At 67.6% G+C, this 24,761-nt stretch carries 18 protein-coding genes and 2 pseudogenes; 9 read left to right on the forward strand and 11 right to left on the reverse strand.

Annotated elements, in window-relative coordinates; all coding sequences use genetic code 11:
- Positions 1-224: pseudogene (locus A5744_RS12505) on the forward strand (RNA polymerase subunit sigma-24); the annotation flags it as partial.
- A 175-nt stretch (positions 225-399) separates the two neighbouring features.
- Here A5744_RS12505 and A5744_RS12515 read toward each other — a convergent pair.
- The 10 genes and pseudogenes from A5744_RS12515 to A5744_RS12560 all read right to left on the reverse strand — a co-directional run.
- Positions 400-1,428: pseudogene (locus A5744_RS12515) on the reverse strand (sigma-70 family RNA polymerase sigma factor); the annotation flags it as partial.
- Positions 1,429-1,436: 8 nt separating this feature from the next.
- Positions 1,437-2,135, reverse strand: coding sequence for a YciI family protein (locus A5744_RS12520; RefSeq protein WP_076061425.1), 699 nt, complete (start codon positions 2,133-2,135; stop codon positions 1,437-1,439).
- Between the two features lie 94 nt (positions 2,136-2,229).
- Positions 2,230-3,126: a hydroxymycolate synthase MmaA4 gene (mmaA4, locus tag A5744_RS12525; protein ID WP_076061726.1), complete on the reverse strand. Its 897-nt coding sequence runs from the start codon at positions 3,124-3,126 to the stop codon at positions 2,230-2,232.
- Between the two features lie 129 nt (positions 3,127-3,255).
- The gene (locus A5744_RS12530; protein WP_076061427.1) at positions 3,256-4,734 is read right to left on the reverse strand and encodes an NAD(P)/FAD-dependent oxidoreductase; all 1,479 of its coding nucleotides are present in this window, start codon (positions 4,732-4,734) and stop codon (positions 3,256-3,258) included.
- A gap of 166 nt (positions 4,735-4,900) precedes the next feature.
- Complete coding sequence (gene mmaA2 / locus A5744_RS12535; RefSeq protein WP_076061428.1) at positions 4,901-5,767, reverse strand: cyclopropane mycolic acid synthase MmaA2; 867 nt, start codon at positions 5,765-5,767, stop codon at positions 4,901-4,903.
- A 26-nt stretch (positions 5,768-5,793) separates the two neighbouring features.
- On the reverse strand, positions 5,794-6,654 hold the full coding sequence (locus A5744_RS12540; RefSeq protein ID WP_076061430.1) for a cyclopropane mycolic acid synthase family methyltransferase: 861 nt from the start codon (positions 6,652-6,654) through the stop codon (positions 5,794-5,796).
- A gap of 92 nt (positions 6,655-6,746) precedes the next feature.
- Entirely contained in the window at positions 6,747-7,595 is an 849-nt protein-coding gene (locus A5744_RS12545) for an alpha/beta hydrolase (protein ID WP_139331336.1), read from the reverse strand.
- A 91-nt stretch (positions 7,596-7,686) separates the two neighbouring features.
- Positions 7,687-9,033, reverse strand: a complete 1,347-nt coding sequence (locus A5744_RS12550) for an AarF/ABC1/UbiB kinase family protein (RefSeq protein WP_139329664.1) — start codon at positions 9,031-9,033, stop codon at positions 7,687-7,689.
- Positions 9,034-9,086: 53 nt separating this feature from the next.
- Positions 9,087-9,680, reverse strand: coding sequence for a DinB family protein (locus tag A5744_RS12555; protein ID WP_076061433.1), 594 nt, complete (start codon positions 9,678-9,680; stop codon positions 9,087-9,089).
- A 2-nt stretch (positions 9,681-9,682) separates the two neighbouring features.
- Positions 9,683-10,213 (reverse strand): DinB family protein, encoded by a 531-nt coding sequence (locus tag A5744_RS12560; RefSeq protein WP_076061435.1) that lies wholly within the window; start codon positions 10,211-10,213, stop codon positions 9,683-9,685.
- An 81-nt stretch (positions 10,214-10,294) separates the two neighbouring features.
- Here A5744_RS12560 and A5744_RS12565 point away from each other — a divergent pair, with 81 nt between their 5' ends.
- From A5744_RS12565 to rplL, 5 genes are all read left to right on the forward strand, one after another.
- On the forward strand, positions 10,295-14,473 hold the full coding sequence (locus A5744_RS12565; protein ID WP_076061437.1) for an NEW3 domain-containing protein: 4,179 nt from the start codon (positions 10,295-10,297) through the stop codon (positions 14,471-14,473).
- Complete coding sequence (locus A5744_RS12570; RefSeq protein ID WP_139331328.1) at positions 14,422-15,087, forward strand: malonyl CoA-ACP transacylase; 666 nt, start codon at positions 14,422-14,424, stop codon at positions 15,085-15,087. Before A5744_RS12565 ends, A5744_RS12570 begins: the two co-directional genes overlap by 52 nt.
- Before the next feature lie 6 nt (positions 15,088-15,093).
- A complete protein-coding gene (locus tag A5744_RS12575; protein ID WP_076061441.1) occupies positions 15,094-16,002 on the forward strand; it encodes an ROK family protein in 909 nt (302 codons plus the stop codon).
- Between the two features lie 233 nt (positions 16,003-16,235).
- Positions 16,236-16,877 carry a 50S ribosomal protein L10 gene (gene rplJ, locus A5744_RS12580; RefSeq protein ID WP_076061443.1) on the forward strand — a complete coding sequence of 214 codons (642 nt, stop codon included), beginning with the start codon at positions 16,236-16,238 and terminating at the stop codon, positions 16,875-16,877.
- Between the two features lie 34 nt (positions 16,878-16,911).
- Entirely contained in the window at positions 16,912-17,304 is a 393-nt protein-coding gene (rplL, locus tag A5744_RS12585) for a 50S ribosomal protein L7/L12 (protein WP_076061444.1), read from the forward strand.
- Positions 17,305-17,358: 54 nt separating this feature from the next.
- Here rplL and A5744_RS12590 read toward each other — a convergent pair whose 3' ends face one another.
- On the reverse strand, positions 17,359-18,036 hold the full coding sequence (locus tag A5744_RS12590) for a TetR/AcrR family transcriptional regulator (protein ID WP_076061446.1): 678 nt from the start codon (positions 18,034-18,036) through the stop codon (positions 17,359-17,361).
- A gap of 71 nt (positions 18,037-18,107) precedes the next feature.
- Between A5744_RS12590 and A5744_RS12595 the strand changes: the two genes are divergently transcribed.
- The 3 genes from A5744_RS12595 to A5744_RS12605 all read left to right on the forward strand — a co-directional run bounded on the left by A5744_RS12595 (position 18,108) and on the right by A5744_RS12605 (position 24,757).
- Complete coding sequence (locus A5744_RS12595) at positions 18,108-19,622, forward strand: carotenoid oxygenase family protein (protein ID WP_076061448.1); 1,515 nt, start codon at positions 18,108-18,110, stop codon at positions 19,620-19,622.
- 171 nt (positions 19,623-19,793) lie between these two features.
- Positions 19,794-20,804, forward strand: a complete 1,011-nt coding sequence (locus tag A5744_RS12600) for an ABC transporter ATP-binding protein (RefSeq protein WP_076061450.1) — start codon at positions 19,794-19,796, stop codon at positions 20,802-20,804.
- 455 nt (positions 20,805-21,259) lie between these two features.
- Positions 21,260-24,757, forward strand: a complete 3,498-nt coding sequence (locus tag A5744_RS12605; RefSeq protein ID WP_139329666.1) for a DNA-directed RNA polymerase subunit beta — start codon at positions 21,260-21,262, stop codon at positions 24,755-24,757.
- Positions 24,758-24,761 lie beyond the last annotated feature (4 nt).

Consider the following 24,761-nt stretch of genomic DNA (forward strand, 5'->3'; position numbering starts at 1 on the left):
GTTTTCGCTCCGGCCGGGGGGGGGGCCGGGCCGCGCTGCACAAGGTGGCGCATGATCCCCGGCTGGCCCGCTCCAATCTCGTCGCGACGGTGCGCGCCGATCTGCTGCGGCGCGCCGCCCGGCCGGCCGACGCGGTGGCCTGGTACCGAATCGCGTTGGAGTCCAACGGTTCCGAGCCGGGCCGCGAGTTCTTGCGCCGACGCATCGCCGAGTGCGGCGGATAGTCAGGAGGGGTCCCGTGCGCCCAAGTCGCCGTTGAGATATCGGGCGCGGCAGGCGCGTCGCGCCAGCTTGCCGCTGGTGGTTCGCGGGATCACGCCGGCCGCCACCAGCAGCACGTCGGCCAGTGGCAGGCGATGCCGGCGCGATACCGCCGCGCGGATGGCATCGATTACGGGTTGCAGATCGGCCCGCCCCCGGGCCGTCGCGAAAACCGATCGCCAGCGCGCGATTGGCGGCCACCACGGGGGAGTCGGTCATCCGCCACAGCCGGTCGTAGGCGGCGCAGATCGCGACCCAGTCGGTCTGCTCCCAGGACGGGGCCGTCGCGTGCACCGCCGCGATCACCGCCTGCGGCAGGTAGGCGCCCGTCGATCCCGCGGCCGCCCGCAACCGCTGCAGGCCGCGCGCGATGCGGCCGCGGTCCCAACGGCGCCGGTCCTGGTCCTCGAGCGGCACCAGCATGCCGGCGTCGTCCACCCGGGTCGCCCGTCGCGAATCGTGTAGCAGCATCAGGGCCGCCAGGGCGTGCGCCTCCGGCTCGTCGGGCATCAGCGCGCACAATTCTCCGGCCAGCCGAATTCCCTCGTCGCACAGCTCGTCTCGAATTGCGGACGGCCCCGCGGTCGACCAATAGCCCTCGGTGAACACCGAGTAGATGCAACCCAGCACGTGCGGTGTGCGCTCGGCCAGCAGCTCGGCCGGAGGCACCCGCAGCGGGATGTTGGCGTGCCGAATCTTGTTCTTGGCACGCGTGATTCGCTGGCCGATGGCCGGCTCGGTCTGTAGCAGGGCGCGGGCGATCTCGGCGACGGTCAACCCGGACACCAGCCGCAGCGTCAGCGCCAGCTGCGACTGCCGGTCCAGCGCCGGGTGCGCGCAGGTGAACATCATCCGCAACTCGTCGTCACGGACCGGGTGCACGTCCACCCGGTCGGTCCGGGCCCTGATCTCGTCGACCACCGCCGCCAATTCCTTTCCGGGACGGATGGATTCGCGACGCAGCCGGTCGCGCGCGCGGTTGCGGGCGACGGTCACCAGCCACCCGCCGGGACTGTCGGGCACGCCGTCGCGCGGCCAGGTCCGAAGCGCCTCGGCGCAGGCCTCCTGGACGGCGTCCTCGGCGACGGTGAGGTCCCCGGACCACCGCGCGAGCGCGGCGACGGCCGGTCCCCATTCCCGGCGGAAGACGCCGTCCAGGTTGGCCATTCGCGAATCTAGAGCCCTGAAACCCCGGCCAGTTGCCGCAGCTCCACGGTGGAGGCGGGGATCATTCCGGCCAGCTTGACCGCCTCGTCGCGATCCGCGGCGGCCAGCAGGTAGAAGCCGGTCGCAATCTCGGCGCCTTCCGCGTAGGGCCCGTCGGTCAACAGCACCTGGCCGTCGCGGACGCGCATCGTCGTCGCCGTCGTCGGCTCGCGCAATGCGGCGCCCCCGACAATGTGATCGCCTGCGGCAGCGGCGAATTCACCGTGCCGCGCCGCTTCCGCCTCCCATTCCGGCGTGCCCGGGGTATTGGCGGATGCCGGCGACTCCAGGAGCAGTGCCAGCCATTGGCCGCCGGTGCCTTTCCAATCGGGATCGAACGCGTGGTAGGTCGGCCGGACTTCGATCGCGCCGTGCTGGGCGGCGGGAACGTCGCGGGCCAGCTTCAGCGCCTCGTCGAGGTCCTCGGCCTCGAACACGTAGTAACCGCATGCCACCTCGGCGGCCTCGGCGAATGGACCGTCGGTGACCACGGGCGAGTCGGGTCCGCCGGTGATGCGCACACCCGTCGCCGTCGGTAGCAGGGCGTCACCGGCGCGGATCGCCGAGCCGGCCTTGGCGTGGAAGTTCTGGTAAGCCGTCATCACGGGCTCCCGCTCGTCGGGGGTCAGCTCCCGTTCCTGGCTGATCAACAGCGCGAAATACTGCATGTTCGTCACCTCCGGTCGTGAGCGAAGCCCTGTGCTCCACTCTCTACCTGTTCGACGAACGCCGCAGCGCCGATCCGACACCCGGCGAAAAAAATTAGGCGGCGGCCCCCGGCTTGAGGTAGGTCACCAGGCTGACGTCAAGCATTTCTTCGGTGAAGTAGTGCTCGCAGCCCCGCAGGTACTTGATGTAGCGGTTGTAGACCTCTTCGGAAGTGACCTCGATGGCCTTGTCTCTGTTGGACTCGAGCGTGTCGCCCCAGATGTGCAGCGTCTTGATGTAGTGCGGGCGCAGCGAAAGCGGTTCGGGCACCACAAAACCCGCTTTCTCGCCGTGGTCGACCATCATCTGAGTGGACGGCAGCCGGCCACCCGGGAAGATTTCGGTGATGATGAACTTGATGAAACGGGCCGTCTCGAAGGTCAACTTCTTGCCGAGGGCCGCCATCTCGTAGGGGTGGTAGCTGACGCTGCTCTGGACGGTCATCCGCCCGTCCTCGGGCATGATGTCGTAGCACCTCTTGAAGAAGTCGTCGTAGTTCTCGTGCCCAAAGTGTTCGAAGGCCTCGATCGACACGATGCGGTCGACGGGCTCGTTGAAGTCCTCCCAGTTCTGCAGGCGGACCTGGCATGACCGGTTCGTGTCCAGGGCCCCCAGCACCTGCTCGCAGCGGGCGTGCTGATTCTTTGACAACGTCAGGCCGATGACATTGACGTCGAACCGCTCGACGGCGCGCTTCATGGTGGTGCCCCAGCCGCAGCCGATGTCCAGCAGGGTCATGCCCGGCTTGAGGTCCAGCTTGTCCAGGTTGAGGTCGATCTTGGCGTACTGCGCCTCTTCCAGCGTCATGTCGTCGTTTTTGAAGTAGGCGCAGCTGTAGGTCCTGGTCGGGTCCTGGAACAGGGCGAAGAAGTCGTCCGAGACGTCGTAGTGCGCCTGAATGTCTTCGGGAGCCGTCCGTATCTTGGTCGGGCTAGCCGGTTGATCAGCCATTTTCGCCTTCTTCTCCTGGATGATGGTCATTGCCTGGGGCAGGCACGCATCTCGGTCGGTGTCAAAGGATACCCAATGTCAAGGCGGGGTTTGACCGACACAGGCCGAATTTCGACGGGGCGCGGCCGGTCAGCGGAACTGGTAATCGCTCAGCGGGAATCGTGATCCTTCACGTACCGCGTTGCGCGTCGACGTGGGCCGCAGCAGGGTCGCCTCGCCATCGGGGTTGAAGTAGTAGGACCGCGAGGTGGCACAGTCGCCCGCGTAGAACACCGTGTTGTCGAGAAGGTCGGTCATCCGTTCCAGGAAGCGCGCATTCGCTTCCTCGGTCACCTCGAATTCCGTCGCTCCTCTGCGCTGCATTTCCCCGAACAGCCGGTCCATGTGCCGCATCTGGTATTCCATCGTGTTGAAGAACGACAGGCCGGAAAAGGCGAACGGACTGGCCAAGCTCAAGTAGTTGGGGAAGTACGGAATGGACACCCCCTCGTAGGCCTGGAACCGGTTCTCTCGCCACCACTTCCCCAGGTTGCGGCCTTGGCGCCCGATCACCTCGATGGCCGGAAAGTTGGTGTTCCAGAGATCAAAACCGGTGGCCAGTGCCAGCGTGTCGATGACGGTCTTGCGCCCGTCGGCGGTGACGATGCCGTCGGGCTCGATCCGCTCGATGCTGTTGGTCTCCAGATGCACATGCGGCTTGGTAAAGGTCCGGTAATAGCTGTTGGACCAGGTGGGTCGCTTGCAGCCGAAGTCGTAGTCGGGCGTCAGTCTGCGCCGCAGTTCCTTGTCGCGGACCGAGATGAACCGGTTGATTTTGGCAAGATCCGCCGCGGCAATGTTCAGCCGCCGGAACTGCCGGTAGTGCAGCACACCGGTCACCATCATCAACTCGAAGAGCGTGTCGGTGACCAGCCGGAAGGCCCGGTGCACCAGCGGCACCCGAGCGAATACCCGCTGCAGCCAAACCGGGATCGCGAAGTCGATCTTGGGCACCACATGGATCGCCGTCCGCTGGTACACCGTCAGCTCGGCGACTTTGGCGGCCAGCTCGGGTATCAACTGAACCGCGGTCGCCCCGGTACCGATGATCCCGACGCGACGGCCGTCGAACTCGTAGTCGTTGTCCCACGCGGTGGTGTGGATGACCTTGCCTTCGAAAGTCTCCATTCCTGGGATGTCGGGGGTGTGTGGCTGGGACAGGAAGCCTGTCGCGGTGATCAGAAAACGTGTCGTCAGGCTCGTGCCGTCGGCCAGCGCCACCTGCCATAACCGCTGGTCCTCATCCCAGCTTGCGCTCTCGACCGTCGCGTTGAATCGCATGTGGCGGCGCACGTCGTACTTGTCGGCGACGCGTTCGGCGTACCGCTTCAGTTCGGCGCCCGGCGCGAACAGCCGCGACCAGTACGGATTGGGCTCGAACCAATACGAGTAGGTGGTGGACGGGATGTCGACGGCCAGCCCGGGGTAATGGTTGACGTGCCAGGTCCCGCCCAGGTCCGAGTCGCGATCGAGGATGACGATGTTGTCGTATCCAAGCCGCTTGAGCTGGATGGCTGTGCCAATCCCCCCGAAACCTGCACCGACTATGACGGCGTCGAGATTGTCCATGGTGCGTGAAAGGGTCCTTTCGTGGAGCCGGGCAACCGGCGCGTCGCCAGCTGCCCTCCACGGCGAACTTGATCAGGTGAAATCTTAGTAGGAAATCCGATTCGTCGCCCACACGCCCTGGCCACGGGTTGGTTTGAGCTCAGTCACATCTATATAAAAATGCGCGCTACTTCTTCTCCAGGGTGAATTGGTTGACGTCGGCGTAGCGCGTGCGGAATGCCTTCGCGCAGCCGGTCAGGTACTTCATGTACCGCTCGTAGACCTCCTCGGACTGGATCGCGATGGCCTCGTCCCGGTGCGCCTGGAGCGCCTCCGCCCACAAGTCGAGGGTCCTGGCGTAGTGCAGCTGCAGTGATTGCCGGCGGGTCAGCGTGAAGCCGGCCTTCGACGAGTGCTGCTCGACCTTCTCGATAGACGGCAACCGGCCGCCCGGGAAGATCTCGGTGACGATGAACTTGATGAAGCGGGCCATCTCGAAGGTCAGGGGGATGCCCTGTTCAGTGCACTCCTGCGGCGTCAGCCCGGTGATCGTGTGCAGCAGCATCACCCCGTCGGCGGGCAGGACGGTGTGGGCCATCCGGAAGAAGTCGTCGTAACGCTCGTGGCCGAAGTGTTCGAACGCGCCGATCGACACGATCCGGTCGACGGGCTCGTCGAACTGCTCCCAGCCGTTCAGCAGCACCCGTTTGCTGCGTGGGCTGTCCATCTCGTCGAACATCTTCTGCACGTGGGCGGCCTGGTTCTTCGACAACGTCAAGCCGACGACATTCACGTCGTAGCGCTCGATGGCCCGCCGCATGGTGGCGCCCCAGCCGCAGCCGACGTCGAGCAACGTCATGCCCGGCCGCAGGCCCAGCTTGCCCAGCGCCAGGTCGATCTTGGCGATCTGAGCCTCTTCCAGCGTCATGTCCTCGCGCTCGAAGTACGCGCAGCTGTAGGTCTGCGTTGGGTCTAGGAACAGGCGGAAAAAGTCGTCAGAGAGGTCGTAGTGCGCCTGCACGTCGGCAAAGTGCGGCGTCAGTTTCTCGGCCATGGCGTGGTGCGTCCCCCGGCTAATCGTTACTTGGTGAGCGTGTACTGCGCGACGTTGGAGATCCCTTTGCGGAAAAGGTCCGCGCAGCCGGTCAGGTAGCGCATGAAGCGGTTGTAGACCTCTTCGGACTGGATGGCGATGGCGCGTTCGCGATTGGCCTGCAGATTGGCCGCCCACGTATCCAGAGTCCGCGCGTAATGCTGCTGGAGATATTGGATCTTCTCGATCGTGAAACCGCTCTCTTGCGCCAGGTCGACGATGTCGCGTTCGCCGCACATCTGGCCGCCGGGAAAGATTTCCGTGCCGAGGAAGTGGAAGAAACGCAGGTCCGTCATCGTGATCGGGATGCCGCGCTCCTTCCACTGCGACTGCGGATACGTGAAAATGCTGTGCATCAGCATCCGGCTGTCCCCCGGAAGGGTCTTGTAGGCCCAATCCCAGAACGCGGGCCAGCGTTCCTTCTTGAACGCGTCGAAGGCCTCGAAGCTCATGATCCGATCGGCTTGGCCGTCAAACTCTTCCCAGCCCTGTAGCCGCGCCTCGGCGTGGCGCGTCGTGGGGATTTCGGCCAGCCGGGCCTTGCTGCGCTCGTAGTGATTGCGGCTCAGCGTGAGCCCGATGACATTGACGTCGTACTTCTCGACCGCGCGGACCAGCGCTCCGCCCCAGCCGCAACCTACGTCGAGCAGCGTCATGCCGGGTTCGAGGTTCAGCTTGTCCAGCGCAAGGTCCAGCTTGGCGAGCTGCGCCTCTTCCAGCGTCATGTCGTCGTTTTCGAAATAGGCGCAGGTGTACACCATGTTGGGGTCGAGGAAGAGCGCGAAGAAGTCGTCAGAAATGTCGTAGGTTGCTTGCGACTCTTCGTAATACGGCTTCAGCTCCGCCATTAACAGACATCCTCCCGACGCCAACGGTATCAACCCTGTGAGACGTGTGTGAAATTCGGCAGGGATACCCTAAACGCCGCCCTGTCCGGGATTTAGCGGGCCTCGGCGAAGTTACTAGTCAGCACGCTGATCAGCGGATCCCACAGTTGCTGAGGCAGGTCGTGGCCCATGCCGTCGAACAAGATTAGCCGAGCGCCGCTGATGGCGCGCGCGATCGCCCGGCCACCAAAGGGCCGCATCAGCTTGTCGGAGCGGCCGTGGACCACCACCGTCGGCGCGGCGATGCGGCGGTCGTAGGGCGCCAGGCTGCCGCTGCCCAGGATCGCCGCGAAATGGCGGGCGATGCCCTGCGGGTAGTAGTTGCGGTCGTACCCCTCGGCCGCGTCGGTGCGAACCTGCTCTTCGGGCATGCGATAGCGGGGGCTGCCGATGATATTGCTGACGCGCACCGCGTTGTCGATGATCACATCGCGCGGCGCGTTCCGCGGTGGACCCTTGAGGAGCGCGAGCAAAGCGCTCGGGGCCGGCGGCGGCAGGAACGGTGAGTTGTTGCTGGAGAACAGGATTCCCAACGTTTTCGTCCGCGTCGGGAAGCGTGCCGCGAAAACCTGGGCGATCATGCCGCCCATCGATGCCCCGACGATGTGGGCGTGCTCGAGACCCAGGTGATCGAGCAGCGCGGCGGCGTCGTCGGCCATGTCCTCCAGCGTGTATGCCGCGTTGCTGCGCAGGCCGAGCCAGGACCGGGCCAGCCGCGTCACCAGCGGCTGCCCGGAGCTGCGGTGCTCGGTCTTGCTGGACAGGCCGACGTCGCGGTTGTCATAGCGGATCACCCGCAGGCCCTGCCCAACGAGCTTCTCGCAGAACGCCGTTCGCCACAGCAACAGTTGCGCGCCCAGGCCCATGATCAGCAGCACGGGCGGGTCGGCAAGGTCGCCCATGTCTTCGTAGTAGAGCTTCACCTCGCCCGGGGCGTCGCGCGAGGTGGCCCCCGCTATCGCGTAGCCGCTGCGGATCTGCACTAGACCGCCCCTATACCTCGACGTCGGTCTGGTGCTCGCGGCTGACCTCGACCATGAAGTTCGCGAAGTATCCCGTCAGCTGCGGATCCGACATCATCTGCCACTTGGGTGCGAGCAGCTTCATGTACCGCTCGACGTAGAGGAACTGCTTGCCGATCAGGACCAGCTCCCGGGGCAGCTTGACGTCGTAGGCGTCGGCCAGCGCGGAGAGCTGGCGGCCGATGTCGGCATAGGACAACTCGCCCAGGGTCTGCATGGTCAGCGGCGTGGCGAAGCGCTCCAGGTCCTTCGCGGCCTGGGCTTCGGGCTTCATGGTGCCGACGGCGCCCATCAGCACGACGATCTTGCCTGCCGCGGCGTGGTCCTTCTTCACCAGCAGCGCGTACACGAGTTCGCGCAGCAGCCAGCGGGTGCGCGGGTCGATGCGGCCCATGATCCCGAAGTCGAAGAAGACGATGCGGCCCTGGTCGTCGACGTAGAGGTTGCCCGCGTGCAGGTCGCCGTGGAACAGCCCGTGCCGCAGACCGCCCTCGAACAGGCTGAATAGCAACGCTTTAACCAGCTCGGTGCCGTCGAACCCGGCCTTGCGGATGGCGGCGGCGTTATCGATGCGGATGCCGTGCACCCGCTCCATCGTCAGCACCCGGTCGGTGGTCAGGTCCCAGTACACCTGGGGGACCCGGATGTTGCGGCCCAGCGGTGAGGCGTGCAGGTGGGACACCCAGGCCTCCATCGACTGCGCCTCCAGGCGGAAGTTCAGCTCCTCGGCTAGGTTGTCGGAAAAGTCGGCGACGACGTCTTGGGCGGACAACCGCCGGCCGAGCTTCGCCAGCTCCACCGTCTGCGCGAAGCGCTTCAGGATCTGTAGGTCCGCGGCGACGCGGCGGCGGATGCCCGGCCGCTGGATCTTGACGACGACGTCTTCGCCGCTGTGCAGGGTCGCGTAGTGCACCTGGGCGATGGACGCCGACGCGAACGGTTCTTCCTCGAAGCTGGCGAACAGCTCCGACGGCTGGGCGCCGAGCTCCTCGGCGAACAGCTTGTGCACCTCGTCCTTGTCGGCCGGTGGCACGCGGTCGAGCAGGTCGCGGAATTCGCGGGACAGCGACTCGCCGAACGCACCGGGGCTGGACGCGATGATCTGCCCGAACTTCACGTACGTCGGCCCCAGATCGGCAAAGGTCTGCGGGAGCTGCTTGATCACCTTCTGCTGCCACGGACCCCTGCCCGGCAGCTTGGTGACGACGCGAGCCGCGGTGCGGGTGACCTGCCAACCGGTGGCTGCCACCCGGGCCGCTTCGACCGGCAAGGGCACCCGGTCGAGCCTGGCCACCTCGCGGTGTTTGGTAGAACTCATTCCAGCAGTCTGCCAAACCGGCGGTGTCAAGTCGCAATTCGGTGTGAGGACACTCACTTTGCTTTCCAGGGCTGTACCCAGCCCTCGATCTGCCAGTTCTCCAGGCCGGCGATCAATTCGTACATGGTGGCGCCGTCGATGGTCTCCCGGATGATGTCGGCGTGCCCGGCGTGCCGGGCCAACTCGTTGATCACGTGCAGGATCACCCAGCGCACCGACCATGCCGGCTGGTTTTTGGGGAACCACGGGATGTCTCGGGGAACCGGCACCGCCGCGTCGAGATCCGCGGTTTCCGCCAGCCGCAGCGATTTCTCGTTCTGCGCTTCGAACGCCCGCAGCAGCCCGTCCAGCGTCTCGTCGGGCCGCATCACGTGCTGCTCGCCGAACTCCTGGGCGATCTGCTCGAACGGGCGAGTGTCCTTCGGCGGCTCCTCCGGCGCGGCGGCGACGCGCGCCATCCAAGTGCGTTGCATCGCGGTTGCGTGCTTGACCAGCCCGCCGATCGACAGCGCACTGACCGTGGGTGCGGACCGGGCCTGCTCGTCGGTCAGGCCGTACGACACGGCGAAGTACGCGCTTTGGTGAAACGCCAAGTATTCGCGCAGGGCGCTGCGTTCGTCGGCGACGGGCGGGGCAAGTGCGGGCATTCTCAATCCTCCTGAATGGTGTGGCTGTGCAGGTAGAGGTCTCGGAGGCAGGCGATTTCGGCACCATGGTGGATCGCTTCTCGATTGATGTGCAACACCAGCTCGCTCAGCGGATAGTCGGCGTAGGGCCCTTCGGCCGGGCCGCAGCGGCGGGTCAGGTCGGTGTCCGACAACGACCGCACGCCGTTGATCCACGCCGCGTACGTCTCGTCAAGTTGCCGCAGGGCGGTGGCGGCGTCGGTGGCATAGTGCCAACTCTGGTAGTCGGCGGACGGTCCACCGAAATGATGATGGGCACGCATGGCGAAAACGCCGACAATGACGTGTGCCATGCGCCACGCGATCGTGGTGAACGGTACGGGGCTGGGCGCCGGGAAGGCGAAATCTATCGACCCATCGGGATGCACGGTCCAGCAGTTGGGCACCGGCTGCCAGAAGTACTCGTCGTCGGTCAGCCCGTCCAGGCGTGGGCGCAGCTGGTTGCGCCAGTGCCAGTCGAGCTGGTCGGCCAGTTGGGTGGTCAGATCTGCCATGGCACCGAGCTTTCCACCAGCCGGTGACAGTCGTCCCTACGCGACGGCGATTTCGCGGCGCCGGCCGCGTAAAGTGCGGACATGCAGGTGATTTCGGCGGAGCCGACGGAGCTTTTCGTCGGGCCGCCGGACGCGCCGTCGCAACTGGTGCGCGTCAGCCTCGCCGGGGTGGCCGCGCCGACGCGGGTCCGCATCGACGGCGACGGTCTGCGGGGGGAGGCGGTCGCCGACGCCGGCGCCGAGTTCGTCGAGGTTCCGGTCACCGTCGACCGTCCGGTCGTCGGTCAGCGTCGCGCCGCGCGCGTGCACGCCGGCGGCGCGGGCACGCCGTTCGAGTTCGTCGTCGCCGAGCCCGGCTGGACGATGTACATGATCAGCCACTTCCACTACGACCCGGTGTGGTGGAACACGCAGGGTGCCTATACCAGCGAGTGGGCCGCGGACCCGCCGGACCGGCAGGCCAACGCCTTCGAGCTGGTGCACGCGCATCTGGAGATGGCGCGCCGCGAGCCCGAATACAAGTTCGTGCTGGCCGAGGTGGATTACCTCAAGCCGTACTGGGACACCCGGCCCGAGGACCGCGCCGATTTGCGCCGCTTCCTCGCCGAGGGCCGCGTCGAGGTGATGGGCGGCACCTACAACGAACCCAACACCAACCTCACCGGACCGGAAACGACGATCCGGAACCTGGTGCACGGCATAGGTTTTCAGCGCGAGGTGCTCGGCGCCGATCCGGCCACCGCTTGGCAGCTCGACGTGTTCGGCCACGATCCGCAATTTCCCGGAATGGCCGCCGACGCCGGGCTGACGTCGAGTTCGTGGGCCCGCGGGCCGCACCATCAGTGGGGCCCGACCCACTCCGGCGGTGTCGAAGGCATGCAGTTCTGCAGCGAGTTCGAGTGGATCGCGCCGTCGGGTCGCGGCCTGCTGACCCACTACATGCCCGCGCACTACGGCGCGGGCTGGGGGATGGACTCGTCGACCAGCCTGCAGGAGGCGCAGGACGCCACGTACCGGTTGTTCCGTCAGCTCAAGAAGGTCGCGCTGACCCGCAATGTGCTGTTGCCGGTGGGCACCGACTACACCCCGCCGAACAAGTGGGTCACCGCGATCCACCGCGACTGGGCCCGGCGCTACACCTGGCCGCGATTCGTGTGCGCGCTGCCGCGGGAGTTCTTCGCGGCGGTGCGCGCCGAACTCGCCGAGCGGGGGTGTGCGCCGTCGCCGCAGACCCGGGACATGAACCCGATCTACACCGGCAAGGACGTGTCGTACATCGACACCAAACAAGCCAACCGGGCCGCCGAGAACGCCGTCCTGGACGCCGAGCGCTTCGCGGTGTTCGCCGCGCTGATGACCGGCGCCGAGTACCCGCAGGCGGCCCTGGCGAAGGCGTGGGTGCAGTTGGCCTACGGCGCGCACCATGACGCGATCACCGGGTCGGAATCCGACCAGGTGTACCTGGACCTGCTGACCGGTTGGCGCGACGCGTGGGAGCTGGGCCGCGCGGCCCGCGACAACTCGCTGGCGTTGCTGTCCGGCGCGATCGATACCGGCGGACGTTCGGTCGTGGTGTGGAATCCGCTGACACACCAGCGCACCGACATCGTCACCGCCCGGCTCGATTCGCCGGTCGCGGCGGGGGTGCGGGTGCTGGGTCCCAACGGCGAGGAGTCGCCCGCGCACGTCGAGGACGACGGCCGCTCGGTCACCTGGCTGGCCAGCGATGTGCCTTCGCTGGGCTGGCGGGCTTATCGGCTGGCGCCTGGCGGCGAAGTGGCCGGCTGGGAACCGGTGCCCGGATCCGAGATCGCCAACGAGCACTACCGGCTGGCGGTCGACGCGGCGCGCGGCGGGGCGGTCTCCTCCCTGGTTCAGGACGGTCGCCAGCTGATCGCGGCCGGCCGGGTGGGCAACGAGCTTGCCGTCTACGAGGAATACCCGGCGCACCCGACGCAGGGCGAGGGCCCGTGGCACCTCCTGCCCAAGGGGCCGGTGGTGTGCTCGTCGGAATCGCCCGCGCGCGTGCGGGCCTACGCCGGCCCGCTCGGTCAGCGGCTGGTGGTGCGCGGCGGTATCGGCACCCTGCTGCGCTACACCCAAACCATCACCCTGTGGCGGGGCGTCGCGCGGGTGGACTGCCGCACCACCATCGACGAGTTCACCGGGGAAGACCGCTTGTTGCGCCTGCGCTGGCCGTGCCCGGTTCCCGGCGCCATGCCGGTCAGCGAGGTGGGTGACGCCGTCATCGGGCGGGGTTTCGCCCTGCTGCACGACGGGTCGCAGTCCGTGGACACCGCGCGCTACCTGTGGACGCTGGACAACCCGGCCTACGGCTGGTTCGGGCTTTCGTCGGCGGCCCGGGTCCGGGTTTCGAACTCGGCCGTGCGGGCGGTTGCCGTGGCCGAGGTGGTGTCGCCGGCCGAGACGACGTCGGGACCGCTGGCCCGCGAGCTGATGGTCGCGCTGGTCCGCGCCGGCGTCACGGCCACCTGCAGCGGCGCCGACCAACCGCGCTACGGCCGCCTCGACGTCGACTCCAATCTGCCCGACGTGCGGATCGCCCTGGGCGGGCCCGGCCGCAACGCCTTCACCAAAGCTGTTCTCGCCGAGGCGGTTCCGGACTACACCGCCGAACTCGAACGCCAGCTGGCCGAGACCGGACGGGCCCGGGTGTGGGTGCCGGCGGCGACGCCATTGGCACAGGTGTGGGTGCCCGGCGCCGACCTGCGTGGGGTCCGCGCCCTGCCGGTGCTGGTGATCGCCGGCTCCGACGACACCAACCTGGACGACGAAATCGCCGCGGTGGCAACGGATCTCGGCGATGCCGAAATCGAGGTCACCCAGCAGGCGCCGGCGGCGATGGAGCCCTTCGAGGCCCGCACTGTCGCGCTCCTCAACCGGGGCGTGCCGAGCTTCGCCGTCGACATCGAAGGCACCCTGCACACCGCGCTGATGCGGTCGTGCACGGGCTGGCCGTCGGGCGTCTGGATCGACGAGCCCCGCCGCACCGCTCCCGACGGCTCGAACTTCCAACTGCAGCACTGGACACACGATTTCGACTACGCGTTGGTCGGCGGCGACGGGGACTGGCGGCGGGCCGGAATTCCGGCCCGCAGCGCGCAGTTCGCCCAACCGCTGCTCGCCGTCGTCGCGGGCGAGGGGCGGGGCGAGCTGCCGCCGACCGGATCGCTGCTGCGAGTCGACCCCGCCGACGCGGTGCACCTCGGGGCGCTCAAGGCGGCAGGCAACCCGCTGACCGCGGGCAGCGCGAAGCCGGTCGACCCCGCCGCGGTGGCCCTGCGGCTGGTGGAAACCCGCGGCGCACCCGCCCGCGTCAGCATCGGTTCGGCGCTGGGCAAGGTGAGTGCGCTCGAGCTCGCCGACCTCCTGGAGACGCCGCGGGGACGAATACGATCGATCGACCTGCGCGGCTATCAGCTCGCCACCGTGCTGGCCCGGCTTGACGTGCCGTTCTCCGGCGGCGGCGACGGCCGGCCCGTCGCGCTGGCCCCGAACGCCGAGGCCGCCCAGCCGCTTTACGCGCGCTATTGGCTGCACAATCGCGGGCCGGCGCCGCTCGGCGGCCTGCCCGCGGTCGCCCACCTGCATCCGCGCCTCGTTACCGCGCGGCCCGGCGACGGGGTGGCGTTCCGGCTCACCGCGGCCAGCGACTGCAGCGATTCCGCGCTGGAGGGCGCGGTGGCGGTGGTGTGCCCGGACGGCTGGTCGGCCACACCCAGCGAGCGGCCGCTGACGCTGTGCAGCGGCGAGTACCGCGAGACCGACGCGGTGGTGGACGTCCCGGCGAACGCACCACCCGGCCTGTACCCGATCCGCGCCCAGCTGCGGCTCTCCGGGGACTCGGTGCCGGCCGCGTGGCAGCAGGCGGTCGAGGACGTGGCGGTGGTGGCCGTCGGCGTGGACGCAGTCGACCTCGCCGACCTGCTCTACCTCGTCGACGGGCCCGCCGACGTCACGCTGCGCGCCGGCGACACGGCCCGATTGACCGTTACGGTCGGCACCCACGCCTGCGCGGAGGTCGCGCTAGAGGCGCATCTGATCAGCCCGTGGGGCACTTGGGAGTGGATCGGCCCGGCCGCGCTCGGCGCGGCCCTGCCCGCACGCGGCACGGTCGAGCTCGCCTTCGCCGTCACCCCGCCGGCATGGCTGGAACCCGGCCAGTGGTGGGCGCTGGTCCGAGTCGGGTGCGCCGGCCGGCTCGTCTACTCCCCGGCGGTGAAGGTGACGGTGAAGTGAGCGCGCGCCTGGTCGCGACCGTCGCCGGCACGCCGATTGGGGTCGACGAGGTCGACGCCCGCGAGGCGCGGTTGCGCAGCGGTCCGCGCGCGGCCGCGCTGCCCGCCGGCGGCACCAGCGAGGGACGGCAGCTGCGGCGCTGGCTCACCCAATTGATCGTGACCGAAAGAGTCGTCGCGGTCGAGGTGGCCGCGCGCGGCCTGACCGCGGGGGACGCCCCGGGCGAGACGGAGCTACTGCCCGACGACACGGCCCGGCTGGAGATCGGGAGCGTGGCCGCGGCAGCGCTGGCCGATCCGGCCGCGCGGGCCCTGTTCGCCGACGTCACCGCCGCAGTCCGGGTCAGCGACCAAGACGTGGCCGACTATCACGCCCGCAACCCGCTGCGGTTCGCCGCGCCGCGCCCGCGCCGTCACGGCTGGCGCGCCCCGTCGCGGGTCGGCCCGCCGCTGGGACAGGTGCGGTCCGCGATCGCCGAGCATCTGCGCGGCGCCGCGCGGCGGCGCGCCTTCCGGGTGTGGCTCGACGCGCGCACCGCGGAGCTGGTGCGGCTCGCTCCCGGCTACGAGCATCCCGGCGATCCCCACCAGCCCGACAACACCCACCGGCACTGATCGCCGATGCTCACCCTCTGCCTGGACATCGGCGGCACCAAGATCGCCGTCGGCCTGGCCGACGACGACGGCGCGCTGGTGCACACGTCCATCCGACCGACCCCGCCCGGCGGGTCGGCCGAAGAGATCTGGGCCGCGGTCGCGGCAGCGATCGCCGACGCCCTCGGCGCGGTCGACGGCGGGGTCGTCGCGGTGGGCATCGCGTCGGCCGGCTCGATCGACCTGCACACCGGGTGCGTCAGCCCGATCAACATCGGGTCCTGGCGCGGCTTCCCGTTGCGGGACCGCGTCGCGGCAGCGGTGCCCGGCGTGCCCGTGCGGCTGGGTGGTGACGGCACGTGCATGGCCCTGGGCGAGCACTGGCGCGGCGCCGGACGCGGGGCGCGCTTCCTGCTGGGCATGGTGGTGTCCACCGGCGTGGGCGGCGGGTTGGTGTTCAACGGCGCCCCCTACACCGGGCGCACCGGCAATGCCGGCCACGTCGGTCACGTGGTGGTCGACCCGGACGGCCTGCCCTGCACCTGCGGCGGCCGCGGCTGCGTCGAGACCGTTGCGGCCGGCCCGTCGCTGGTGCGTTGGGCCCGGGCCAACGGCTGGTCCGCGCCGCCCGGTGCCGGCGCCGAGCAGCTGGCCGACGCCGCGACGCGCGGCGACGCCGTGGCGCTGCGGGCGTTCGACCGGGCCGCCAGTGCGCTCGCGGCGATGATCGCCTCGGTGGCGGCGGTCTGCGACCTCGACCTCGCCGTCGTCGGGGGAGGAGTGGCGAAATCCGGTCGCGTGCTTTTCGACCCGCTGCGGGCGACACTGGCCGACTACGCCGGACTGGATTTTCTGCACGGCCTGCGGGTGGTGCCCGCCGAGCTTGGCGGCGAGGCCGGTCTCGTCGGCGCGGCCCGGCTTGCGCGTTTTGGCTGATCGCGGGTGGTCACGCTATTGTGGTTGCCGATCCACCGAAGACCGTCGGTCACCGAGCAATCGGTTGAAGGTCCGGGAACATCCCGGCGGCCCACGCAGGAGGACGAGGCATTACCGCCGGCGTGCGCCGGCGCATTTCAACGCCCCGGCCGCTTCCTGCGCCGGGGCGTTCGTCGTTCTCCGGTGATCACAGACCACAAGTCGCACTAGGACTTTCACCACAGGAGGTATGCATGGCAAAGGCTGACAAGGCCACCGCCGTTGCAGACATCGCCGAGCAGTTCACCGGCTCGACGGCCACCTTGATCACCGAATACCGCGGTTTGACGGTGGCCAATTTGGCCGAGCTGCGGCGGTCTCTGGCGGGGTCGGCCACCTACTCGGTGGCCAAGAACACGCTGATCAAGCGTGCGGCGTCGGAAGCCGGGATCGAGGGTCTCGACGAGCTGTTCGTCGGCCCGACGGCCATCGCGTTCGTCACAGGTGAGGCGGTTGACGCCGCCAAGGCCCTCAAGAAGTTCGCCAAGGACAACAAGGCGCTGGTCATCAAGGGCGGCTACATGGATGGCCACCCGTTGACGGTCGCCGAGGTCGAGCGCATCGCGGACCTGGAGTCCCGCGAGGTGTTGCTGGCCAAGTTGGCCGGCGCGATGAAGGGCAACATGGCCAAGGCGGCCGGCCTGTTCAACGCGCCCGCCTCGCAGGTTGCTCGCCTGTTGGCCGCACTGCAGGAAAAGAAGCCCGCCGAACCCGCTGCCGCGGCCGAACCCGCCGCCGAAGCGCCCGCCGAAGCGGCCGCCGAACCCGCCGCCGAAGCACCCGCCGAAGCCCCCGCTGCCGAGGCATCCACCGAGACACCGGCTGAAGCCGAATAACCCAACCCAAACCAACCCAGGAAGGACCCACACCATGGCAAAAATCTCCACCGACGACCTGCTCGACGTCTTCAAGGAAATGACCCTGTTGGAGCTCTCGGACTTCGTCAAGAAGTTCGAGGAGACCTTCGAGGTCACCGCGGCCGCGCCCGTCGCGGTCGCCGCGGCCGGCCCCGCCGCCGGTGGCGCACCGGCCGAGGCCGCCGAGGAGCAGTCCGAGTTCGACGTCATCCTCGAGGCCGCCGGCGATAAGAAGATCGGCGTGATCAAGGTTGTCCGCGAGATCGTCTCCGGCCTGGGCCTCAAGGAGGCCAAGGACCTGGTCGACGGCGCACCCAAGCCGCTGCTGGAGAAGGTCGCCAAGGAGGCCGCCGACGAGGCCAAGACCAAGCTCGAGGCCGCCGGCGCCACCGTCACCGTCAAGTAGTTCACTGCACGAAACCCCCGGACTTTCTTCGGAAGGCCCGGGGGTTTCGTCTGCTTAGCCGGCGCGGATTGCCGCGTGCCGCGACTGCTCGATCCGCTCGGGTGAATCTCCCAGGGCGACAAGCAGATTCGTCGTGATCGCACCAAGGACCGGCCCGACGGCCTCGCCTTCGTTGCCATAGAAACCCGCGAGTTCGAGCATCACGAACCCGTGAATCAGCGCCCAGAACTGGGCCGCGGTCGCCACAACCGAGGCGTCGTCGTCCGCGGAACACGCGGTGATCCGGCCCGCCAGCACCGACCGGTGCACAGCCCGCACGACGTGCGCGAAGCTGGGTTGATGCTGCTCGATCTCGGCGATGGTCAGCGTCAGGACGTTCCCCGCGGGCGCGTTGATGCCGTGGGCGCTGGTACTGCCGAACATCAGCCGGTACATGTGCGGCCGCTCGATGGCATAGCGGCGATACGCGGCCCCGACGGCCATCAGATCCGCCACCGGGTCGTCCGTCCGAGGCACTGTCAGCGCCGTGTCGAACTGACGCAACCCTTCTTGCGCGACCTCGGCGATCAGCGACCGCATCCCGCCGAAGTGCGTGTATACCGCCATCGTCGAGGTCCCCGCGGCACCGGCCACCTTGCGGGTCTGCAGCGCGTCGGGCCCGTCGTCGTCGAGCAGGCAGACGGCCGCGTGGAGCAGCTCGTCGCGCACGGTCCGTTCCGTCTGCGAAGTCATCCTTGCCATCTTCTCATCGGGGGCGTACGTTGCCAATAACAGCGAAATAACAATGTTATAGGAGCTCAGCCGTGACCGTCGCGCACACTGTCAAGTCCCGCAACCCGTACCTCGAGGGCTTCCTGGCGCCGGTGAGCGCCGAAGTGACCGCGACCGACCTGCCGGTCACCGGGAACATCCCCGAACACCTCGACGGGCGCTACCTGCGCAACGGGCCCAACCCGGCTGCCGAGGTTGACCCGGCCATCTACCACTGGTTCAGCGGCGACGGCATGGTGCACGGCGTCGCGCTGCGCGACGGCAAGGCGTGCTGGTACCGCAACCGCTGGGTGCGCACTCCGCCCGTATGCGCCGCGCTGGGAGAACCGGCGCCCACCGGACTGGACCCGCGGATCGGAATGCTGTCGGTGGGCCCCAACACCAACGTGCTGGCCCACGGCGGCCGGACATTGGCGCTCGTCGAGGGAGGCGGCGCCAATTACGTGCTCACCGACGACCTGGACACCGTGGGGCCGTGCGATTTCGACGGAACCCTGTTCGGTGGTTTCACCGCGCATCCGCACCGCGACCCGGCGACCGGCGAATTGCACGCGCTGTCCTACTCGTTCGCACGCGGACGGACCGTGCAGTACTCGGTGATCGACACCCAGGGACGCGCGCGGCGGACCGTGGACATCGAGGTCAGCGGGTCGCCGATGATGCACGACTTCTCGCTGACCGACAAATACGTGGTGATCTACGACCTGCCGGTGACGTTCGACCCGATTCAGATCGTGCCGATGGAGGTGCCGCGCTGGCTGAATTCGCCCACCCGGCTGGTACTGCAGTCCTTGCTCGGTCGGGTCCGCATCCCCAGCCCGATCGCGACGATGATCAACCGCAATCCGCAGCCGATCAACAAAATGCCCTACAGGTGGAACGACAACTATCCGGCGCGCATCGGGGTCATGCCGCGCGAGGGCGGCAATAAGGACGTCCGCTGGTTCGACATCGAACCCTGCTACGTCTACCACCCGCTCAACGCCTATTCCGAGATGCGGGACGGCACAGAGGTTTTGGTGCTCGACGTGGTCCGCTACTCACGGATGTTCGACCGGGACCTTCGTGGTCCGGGCGACAGCCGGCCCACGCTCGACCGCTGGACAATCGACCTGGCGACCGGTGCGGTGAGAAGCGAACGCCGCGACGATCGGCCGCAGGAGTTTCCGCGCATCAACGAGACCCTGCTGGGGGGGCCGCACCGGTTTGGCTACACCGTCGGCGTGGACGGCGGGTATCTCTCGGGCGGCGCATCGGACATGTCCACCGCGCTGTACAAGCACGACTACGCGACCGGATCCAGCACCGTGGCCGACCTGGACCCCGCCCTTTTGATCGGCGAGATGTCATTTGTGCCCAACCCCGGTGCCGACCCGCGCAAGACCGGCGAGGACGACGGCATCCTGATGGGCTACGGCTACCACCGCGGCAGCGACGAAGGCCAGCTGATCTTGCTGGATGCGCAAACTCTCGCGTCGATAGCGACGGTGCATCTGCCGCAGCGGGTGCCGATGGGCTTCCACGGCAACTGGGCGCCGGCCAGCTAACGCTGGCTTAGACACGTGTTGACCAGCGCCGCGGCGCTGCGTTTCAACTTGGGCAATTTTTCCCCTGGGTGCTGTCCAACCCTGATGCGGCGCGTCGGGCGTGCGCTACAGTGACTCAAGCCACAACAAACGGGCAGGTTGCGGGCATGAGCGTCGACGGAAGGATTCCCCATGGGCGTCGCTATCGAGGTGAATGGACTTACGAAGTCCTTCGGTTCCTCGAGGATCTGGGAAGACGTGACGTTGGATATCCCCGCCGGGGAGGTCAGCGTCCTGCTGGGGCCGTCGGGTACCGGCAAATCGGTGTTCCTCAAGTCCCTCATCGGTCTGCTGCGCCCGGAACGCGGCTCGATCATGATCGACGGCACCGACATCATCGAATGCTCGGCTAAGGAGCTCTACGAGATCCGCACGCTGTTCGGCGTCATGTTTCAGGACGGCGCGCTGTTCGGCTCGATGAATCTGTATGACAACACGGCGTTCCCGTTGCGTGAGCACACCAAGAAGAAGGAAAGCGAAATCCGTGACATCGTCATGGAGAAGCTGGAAATGGTCGGTCTTGGTGGTGACGAGAAGAAGTTCCCCGGCGAGATCTCCGGCGGTATGCGCAAGCGCGCGGGCCTGGCCCGCTCATTGGTCCTCGACCCGCAGATCATCCTGTGTGACGAGCCCGACTCGGGTCTGGACCCCGTCCGCACCGCCTACCTGAGCCAGCTGATCCTCGACATCAACGCCCAGATCGACGCCACCATCCTGATCGTCACGCACAACATCAACATCGCCCGCACGGTGCCGGACAACATGGGCATGCTGTTCCGCAAGCACCTGGTGATGTTCGGCCCCCGCGAGGTCCTGCTGACCAGCGACGAGCCCGTGGTGCGGCAGTTCCTCAACGGCCGCCGCATCGGGCCGATCGGCATGTCGGAGGAAAAGGACGAGGCCACCATGGCCGAAGAGCAGGCCATGGTCGACGCGGGCCACCACTCCGGCGGCGTCGAGGAGATCGAGGGCGTGCCGCCGCAGATCGTCGCGACGCCGGGCATGCCCGAGCGCAAAGCGGTCGCGCGCCGCCAGGCCCGCGTGCGCGAGATCCTGCACACCCTGCCCAAGAACGCCCAGGCGGCGATCCTCGACGACCTCGAGGGCACCCACAAATATCAGGCGCACGAGTTCGGCGGCTAGCGCGGCCGCAGCACCGAACGCATCGCCCGACCAGCACGGTTTGGCGGGTTTTGCCGCCGCGCGCGCACGGTAGGCCGCGACCCGAAATTTTCACGATAACTTCGCGCAACTTGCCGCCCTTCCTCTTGACGACGGGGCGCAAACGGGTCAGTCTGTTGGGCAGCATGTGCCCACGGGAACGCAAGATGCCTGCCAGCGCCGATGTTCCCTGGATGGGTACTTGAGGAATGCGCGCGCCTGCGCTATTGTTGGACGTTGCGCTGGCTACTTCCTGCCCACCTCACCCGCCACTCGACACCGTGGTCTTAGCCTGAGCCCCCTCTTCGGCCCAGCTATTTAGTTGCGCGCGTGAGATCTGGGCAGATCGTTCGCCGGCCTAACCGACACAATTCGCGGCGAACAGGCCCGGTGGCCCCGGTTCTCGTGAGTCGCACGAGGTGCTGGAAGGATGCATCTTGGCAGATTCCCGCCAGAGCAAGCGTCGCCACAAAAGTTCCACCAATGGCTCCGTGCCTGGAGCACCCAACCGAATTTCCTTCGCCAAGCTCCGCGAACCGCTCGAGGTTCCGGGGCTTCTTGACGTGCAAACCGACTCGTTCGAGTGGTTGATCGGCTCGCCGCGCTGGCGCGAAGCCGCGGCGGCACGCGGAGACGTGAAGCCGGTGGGTGGCCTCGAAGAGGTGCTCTACGAGCTCTCTCCGATCGAGGACTTCTCCGGCTCGATGTCGCTGTCGTTCTCCGACCCGCGGTTTGACGAGGTCAAGGCGCCGGTCGACGAGTGCAAAGACAAGGACATGACGTACGCGGCCCCGCTGTTCGTCACCGCGGAGTTCATCAACAACAACACCGGTGAGATCAAGAGCCAGACGGTGTTCATGGGTGACTTCCCGATGATGACCGAGAAGGGCACGTTCATCATCAACGGCACCGAGCGTGTCGTCGTCAGCCAGCTGGTGCGCTCACCGGGTGTGTACTTCGACGAGTCGATCGACAAGTCCACCGAGAAGCTGCTGCACAGCGTCAAGGTGATCCCCAGCCGCGGCGCGTGGCTGGAGTTCGACGTCGACAAGCGCGACACCGTCGGCGTGCGCATCGACCGCAAGCGCCGCCAGCCCGTCACCGTGCTGCTCAAGGCGCTCGGTTGGACCAACGAGCAGATCACCGAGCGGTTCGGGTTCTCCGAGATCATGATGTCCACGCTGGAGAAGGACAACACCGCCGGCACCGACGAGGCGCTGCTGGACATCTACCGCAAGCTGCGTCCGGGCGAGCCGCCGACCAAGGAGTCCGCGCAGACGCTGCTGGAGAACCTCTTCTTCAAGGAGAAGCGCTACGACCTGGCCCGCGTCGGCCGTTACAAGGTCAACAAGAAGCTCGGCCTGCACGCCGGTGAGCCGATCACCAGCTCGACGCTGACCGAAGAAGACGTTGTCGCCACCATCGAATACCTGGTGCGCCTGCACGAGGGGCAGGCCACGATGACCGTCCCCGGCGGCACCGAGGTGCCGGTGGAGACCGACGACATCGACCACTTCGGCAACCGCCGGTTGCGCACCGTGGGCGAGCTGATCCAGAACCAGATCCGGGTCGGCATGTCGCGGATGGAGCGTGTCGTCCGCGAGCGGATGACCACTCAGGACGTCGAGGCGATCACGCCGCAGACGCTGATCAACATCCGGCCGGTGGTCGCCGCGATCAAGGAGTTCTTCGGCACCAGCCAGCTGTCGCAGTTCATGGACCAGAACAACCCGCTGTCGGGTCTGACGCACAAGCGCCGGCTGTCGGCGCTGGGCCCGGGTGGTCTGTCGCGTGAGCGCGCCGGGCTGGAGGTGCGCGACGTGCACCCGTCGCACTACGGCCGGATGTGCCCGATCGAGACCCCGGAGGGTCCGAACATCGGTCTGATCGGGTCGCTGTCGGTGTACGCGCGGGTCAATCCGTTCGGCTTCATCGAGACGCCGTACCGCAAGGTGGTCGACGGTGTGGTCAGCGACGAGATCGAATACCTGACCGCCGACGAGGAGGACCGCCACGTGGTGGCGCAGGCCAACTCGCCGATCGACGACGACGGTCGCTTCACCGAGGCGCGCGTCCTGGTCCGCCGCAAGGCGGGCGAGGTCGAGTACGTGTCCTCGTCCGAGGTCGACTACATGGACGTCTCGCCGCGCCAGATGGTGTCGGTGGCCACGGCCATGATTCCGTTCCTCGAGCACGACGACGCCAACCGTGCCCTGATGGGTGCCAACATGCAGCGCCAGGCGGTTCCGCTGGTGCGCAGCGAGGCGCCGCTGGTGGGTACCGGCATGGAGCTGCGTGCCGCGATCGACGCCGGCGACGTCGTCGTCGCCGAGAAGGCCGGTGTCATCGAGGAAGTCAGCGCCGACTACATCACCGTGATGGCCGACGACGGCACCCGGCACACCTACCGGATGCGCAAGTTCGCCCGCTCCAACCACGGCACGTGCGCCAATCAGTCGCCGATCGTGGACGCCGGGGATCGGGTGGAGGCCGGCCAGGTGATTGCCGACGGCCCCTGCACCGACAACGGCGAGATGGCGCTGGGCAAGAACCTGCTCGTCGCGATCATGCCGTGGGAAGGCCACAACTACGAGGACGCGATCATCCTCTCCAACCGCCTGGTTGAGGAGGACGTGCTCACCTCGATCCACATCGAGGAGCACGAGATCGACGCCCGCGACACCAAGCTGGGCGCCGAGGAGATCACCCGGGACATCCCGAACGTCTCCGACGAGGTGCTCGCCGACCTCGACGAACGCGGCATCGTGCGCATCGGCGCCGAGGTTCGTGACGGCGACATCCTGGTCGGCAAGGTCACCCCGAAGGGGGAGACCGAGCTGACGCCGGAGGAGCGGCTGCTGCGCGCGATCTTCGGTGAGAAGGCCCGGGAGGTCCGCGACACCTCGCTGAAGGTGCCGCACGGTGAGTCCGGCAAGGTGATCGGCATTCGGGTGTTCTCCCGCGAGGACGACGACGAACTGCCGGCCGGCGTCAACGAACTGGTCCGCGTCTACGTCGCCCAGAAGCGCAAGATTTCCGACGGCGACAAGCTGGCCGGACGGCACGGCAACAAGGGCGTGATCGGCAAGATCCTGCCCGTCGAGGACATGCCGTTCCTGCCGGACGGCACGCCGGTGGACATCATCCTGAACACCCACGGTGTGCCGCGACGGATGAACATCGGCCAGATCCTGGAGACGCACCTCGGTTGGTGCGCGCACAGCGGCTGGAAGGTCGACACCGGCAACGGGGTTCCCGACTGGGCGGCCAAGTTGCCCAAGGAACTGCTGGACGCCGAGCCGAACGCCATCGTGTCGACGCCGGTGTTCGACGGTGCCCAGGAAGCCGAGTTGCAGGGGCTGTTGTCGGCCACGCTGCCCAACCGGGACGACGAAGTGCTGGTGGACGCCGACGGCAAGGCAGTGCTGCTCGACGGCCGCAGCGGTGAGCCGTTCCCGTACCCGGTGACCGTTGGCTACATGTACATCATGAAGCTGCACCACCTGGTGGACGACAAGATCCACGCCCGCTCCACGGGGCCGTACTCGATGATCACCCAGCAGCCGCTCGGTGGTAAGGCACAGTTCGGTGGCCAGCGTTTCGGTGAGATGGAGTGCTGGGCCATGCAGGCCTACGGTGCCGCGTACACGCTGCAGGAGCTGCTGACCATCAAGTCCGACGACACCGTCGGTCGGGTCAAGGTGTACGAGGCGATCGTCAAGGGCGAGAACATCCCGGAGCCGGGTATCCCCGAGTCGTTCAAGGTGTTGCTCAAGGAGCTGCAGTCGCTGTGCCTCAACGTTGAGGTGCTCTCGTCCGACGGCGCGGCGATCGAGCTGCGCGAGGGCGAGGACGAGGACCTGGAGCGGGCAGCCGCGAATCTCGGAATCAACCTGTCCCGCAACGAATCCGCGTCCGTTGAGGACCTGGCTTAACTAG

Origin of the sequence: Mycobacterium sp. IS-1264, from assembly GCF_001954195.1 — a bacterium.
Taxonomy (GTDB): Bacteria; Actinomycetota; Actinomycetes; order Mycobacteriales; family Mycobacteriaceae; genus Mycobacterium.

Bases quoted from the DNA above. Each gene is read 5' to 3' on its own strand.
- A5744_RS12520 (WP_076061425.1), bottom strand. From the start codon at position 2,135: ATGCAGTATTTCGCGCTGTTGATCAGCCAGGAACGGGAGCTGACCCCC.
- mmaA4 (WP_076061726.1), bottom strand. From the start codon at position 3,126: ATGGCTGATCAACCGGCTAGCCCGACCAAGATACGGACGGCTCCCGAA.
- A5744_RS12530 (WP_076061427.1), bottom strand. From the start codon at position 4,734: ATGGACAATCTCGACGCCGTCATAGTCGGTGCAGGTTTCGGGGGGATT.
- mmaA2 (WP_076061428.1), bottom strand. From the start codon at position 5,767: ATGGCCGAGAAACTGACGCCGCACTTTGCCGACGTGCAGGCGCACTAC.
- A5744_RS12540 (WP_076061430.1), bottom strand. From the start codon at position 6,654: ATGGCGGAGCTGAAGCCGTATTACGAAGAGTCGCAAGCAACCTACGAC.
- A5744_RS12545 (WP_139331336.1), bottom strand. From the start codon at position 7,595: ATGGGCGACCTTGCCGACCCGCCCGTGCTGCTGATCATGGGCCTGGGC.
- A5744_RS12550 (WP_139329664.1), bottom strand. From the start codon at position 9,033: ATGAGTTCTACCAAACACCGCGAGGTGGCCAGGCTCGACCGGGTGCCC.
- A5744_RS12555 (WP_076061433.1), bottom strand. From the start codon at position 9,680: ATGCCCGCACTTGCCCCGCCCGTCGCCGACGAACGCAGCGCCCTGCGC.
- A5744_RS12560 (WP_076061435.1), bottom strand. From the start codon at position 10,213: ATGGCAGATCTGACCACCCAACTGGCCGACCAGCTCGACTGGCACTGG.
- A5744_RS12565 (WP_076061437.1), top strand. From the start codon at position 10,295: ATGCAGGTGATTTCGGCGGAGCCGACGGAGCTTTTCGTCGGGCCGCCG.
- A5744_RS12575 (WP_076061441.1), top strand. From the start codon at position 15,094: ATGCTCACCCTCTGCCTGGACATCGGCGGCACCAAGATCGCCGTCGGC.
- rplJ (WP_076061443.1), top strand. From the start codon at position 16,236: ATGGCAAAGGCTGACAAGGCCACCGCCGTTGCAGACATCGCCGAGCAG.
- rplL (WP_076061444.1), top strand. From the start codon at position 16,912: ATGGCAAAAATCTCCACCGACGACCTGCTCGACGTCTTCAAGGAAATG.
- A5744_RS12590 (WP_076061446.1), bottom strand. From the start codon at position 18,036: ATGACTTCGCAGACGGAACGGACCGTGCGCGACGAGCTGCTCCACGCG.
- A5744_RS12600 (WP_076061450.1), top strand. From the start codon at position 19,794: ATGGGCGTCGCTATCGAGGTGAATGGACTTACGAAGTCCTTCGGTTCC.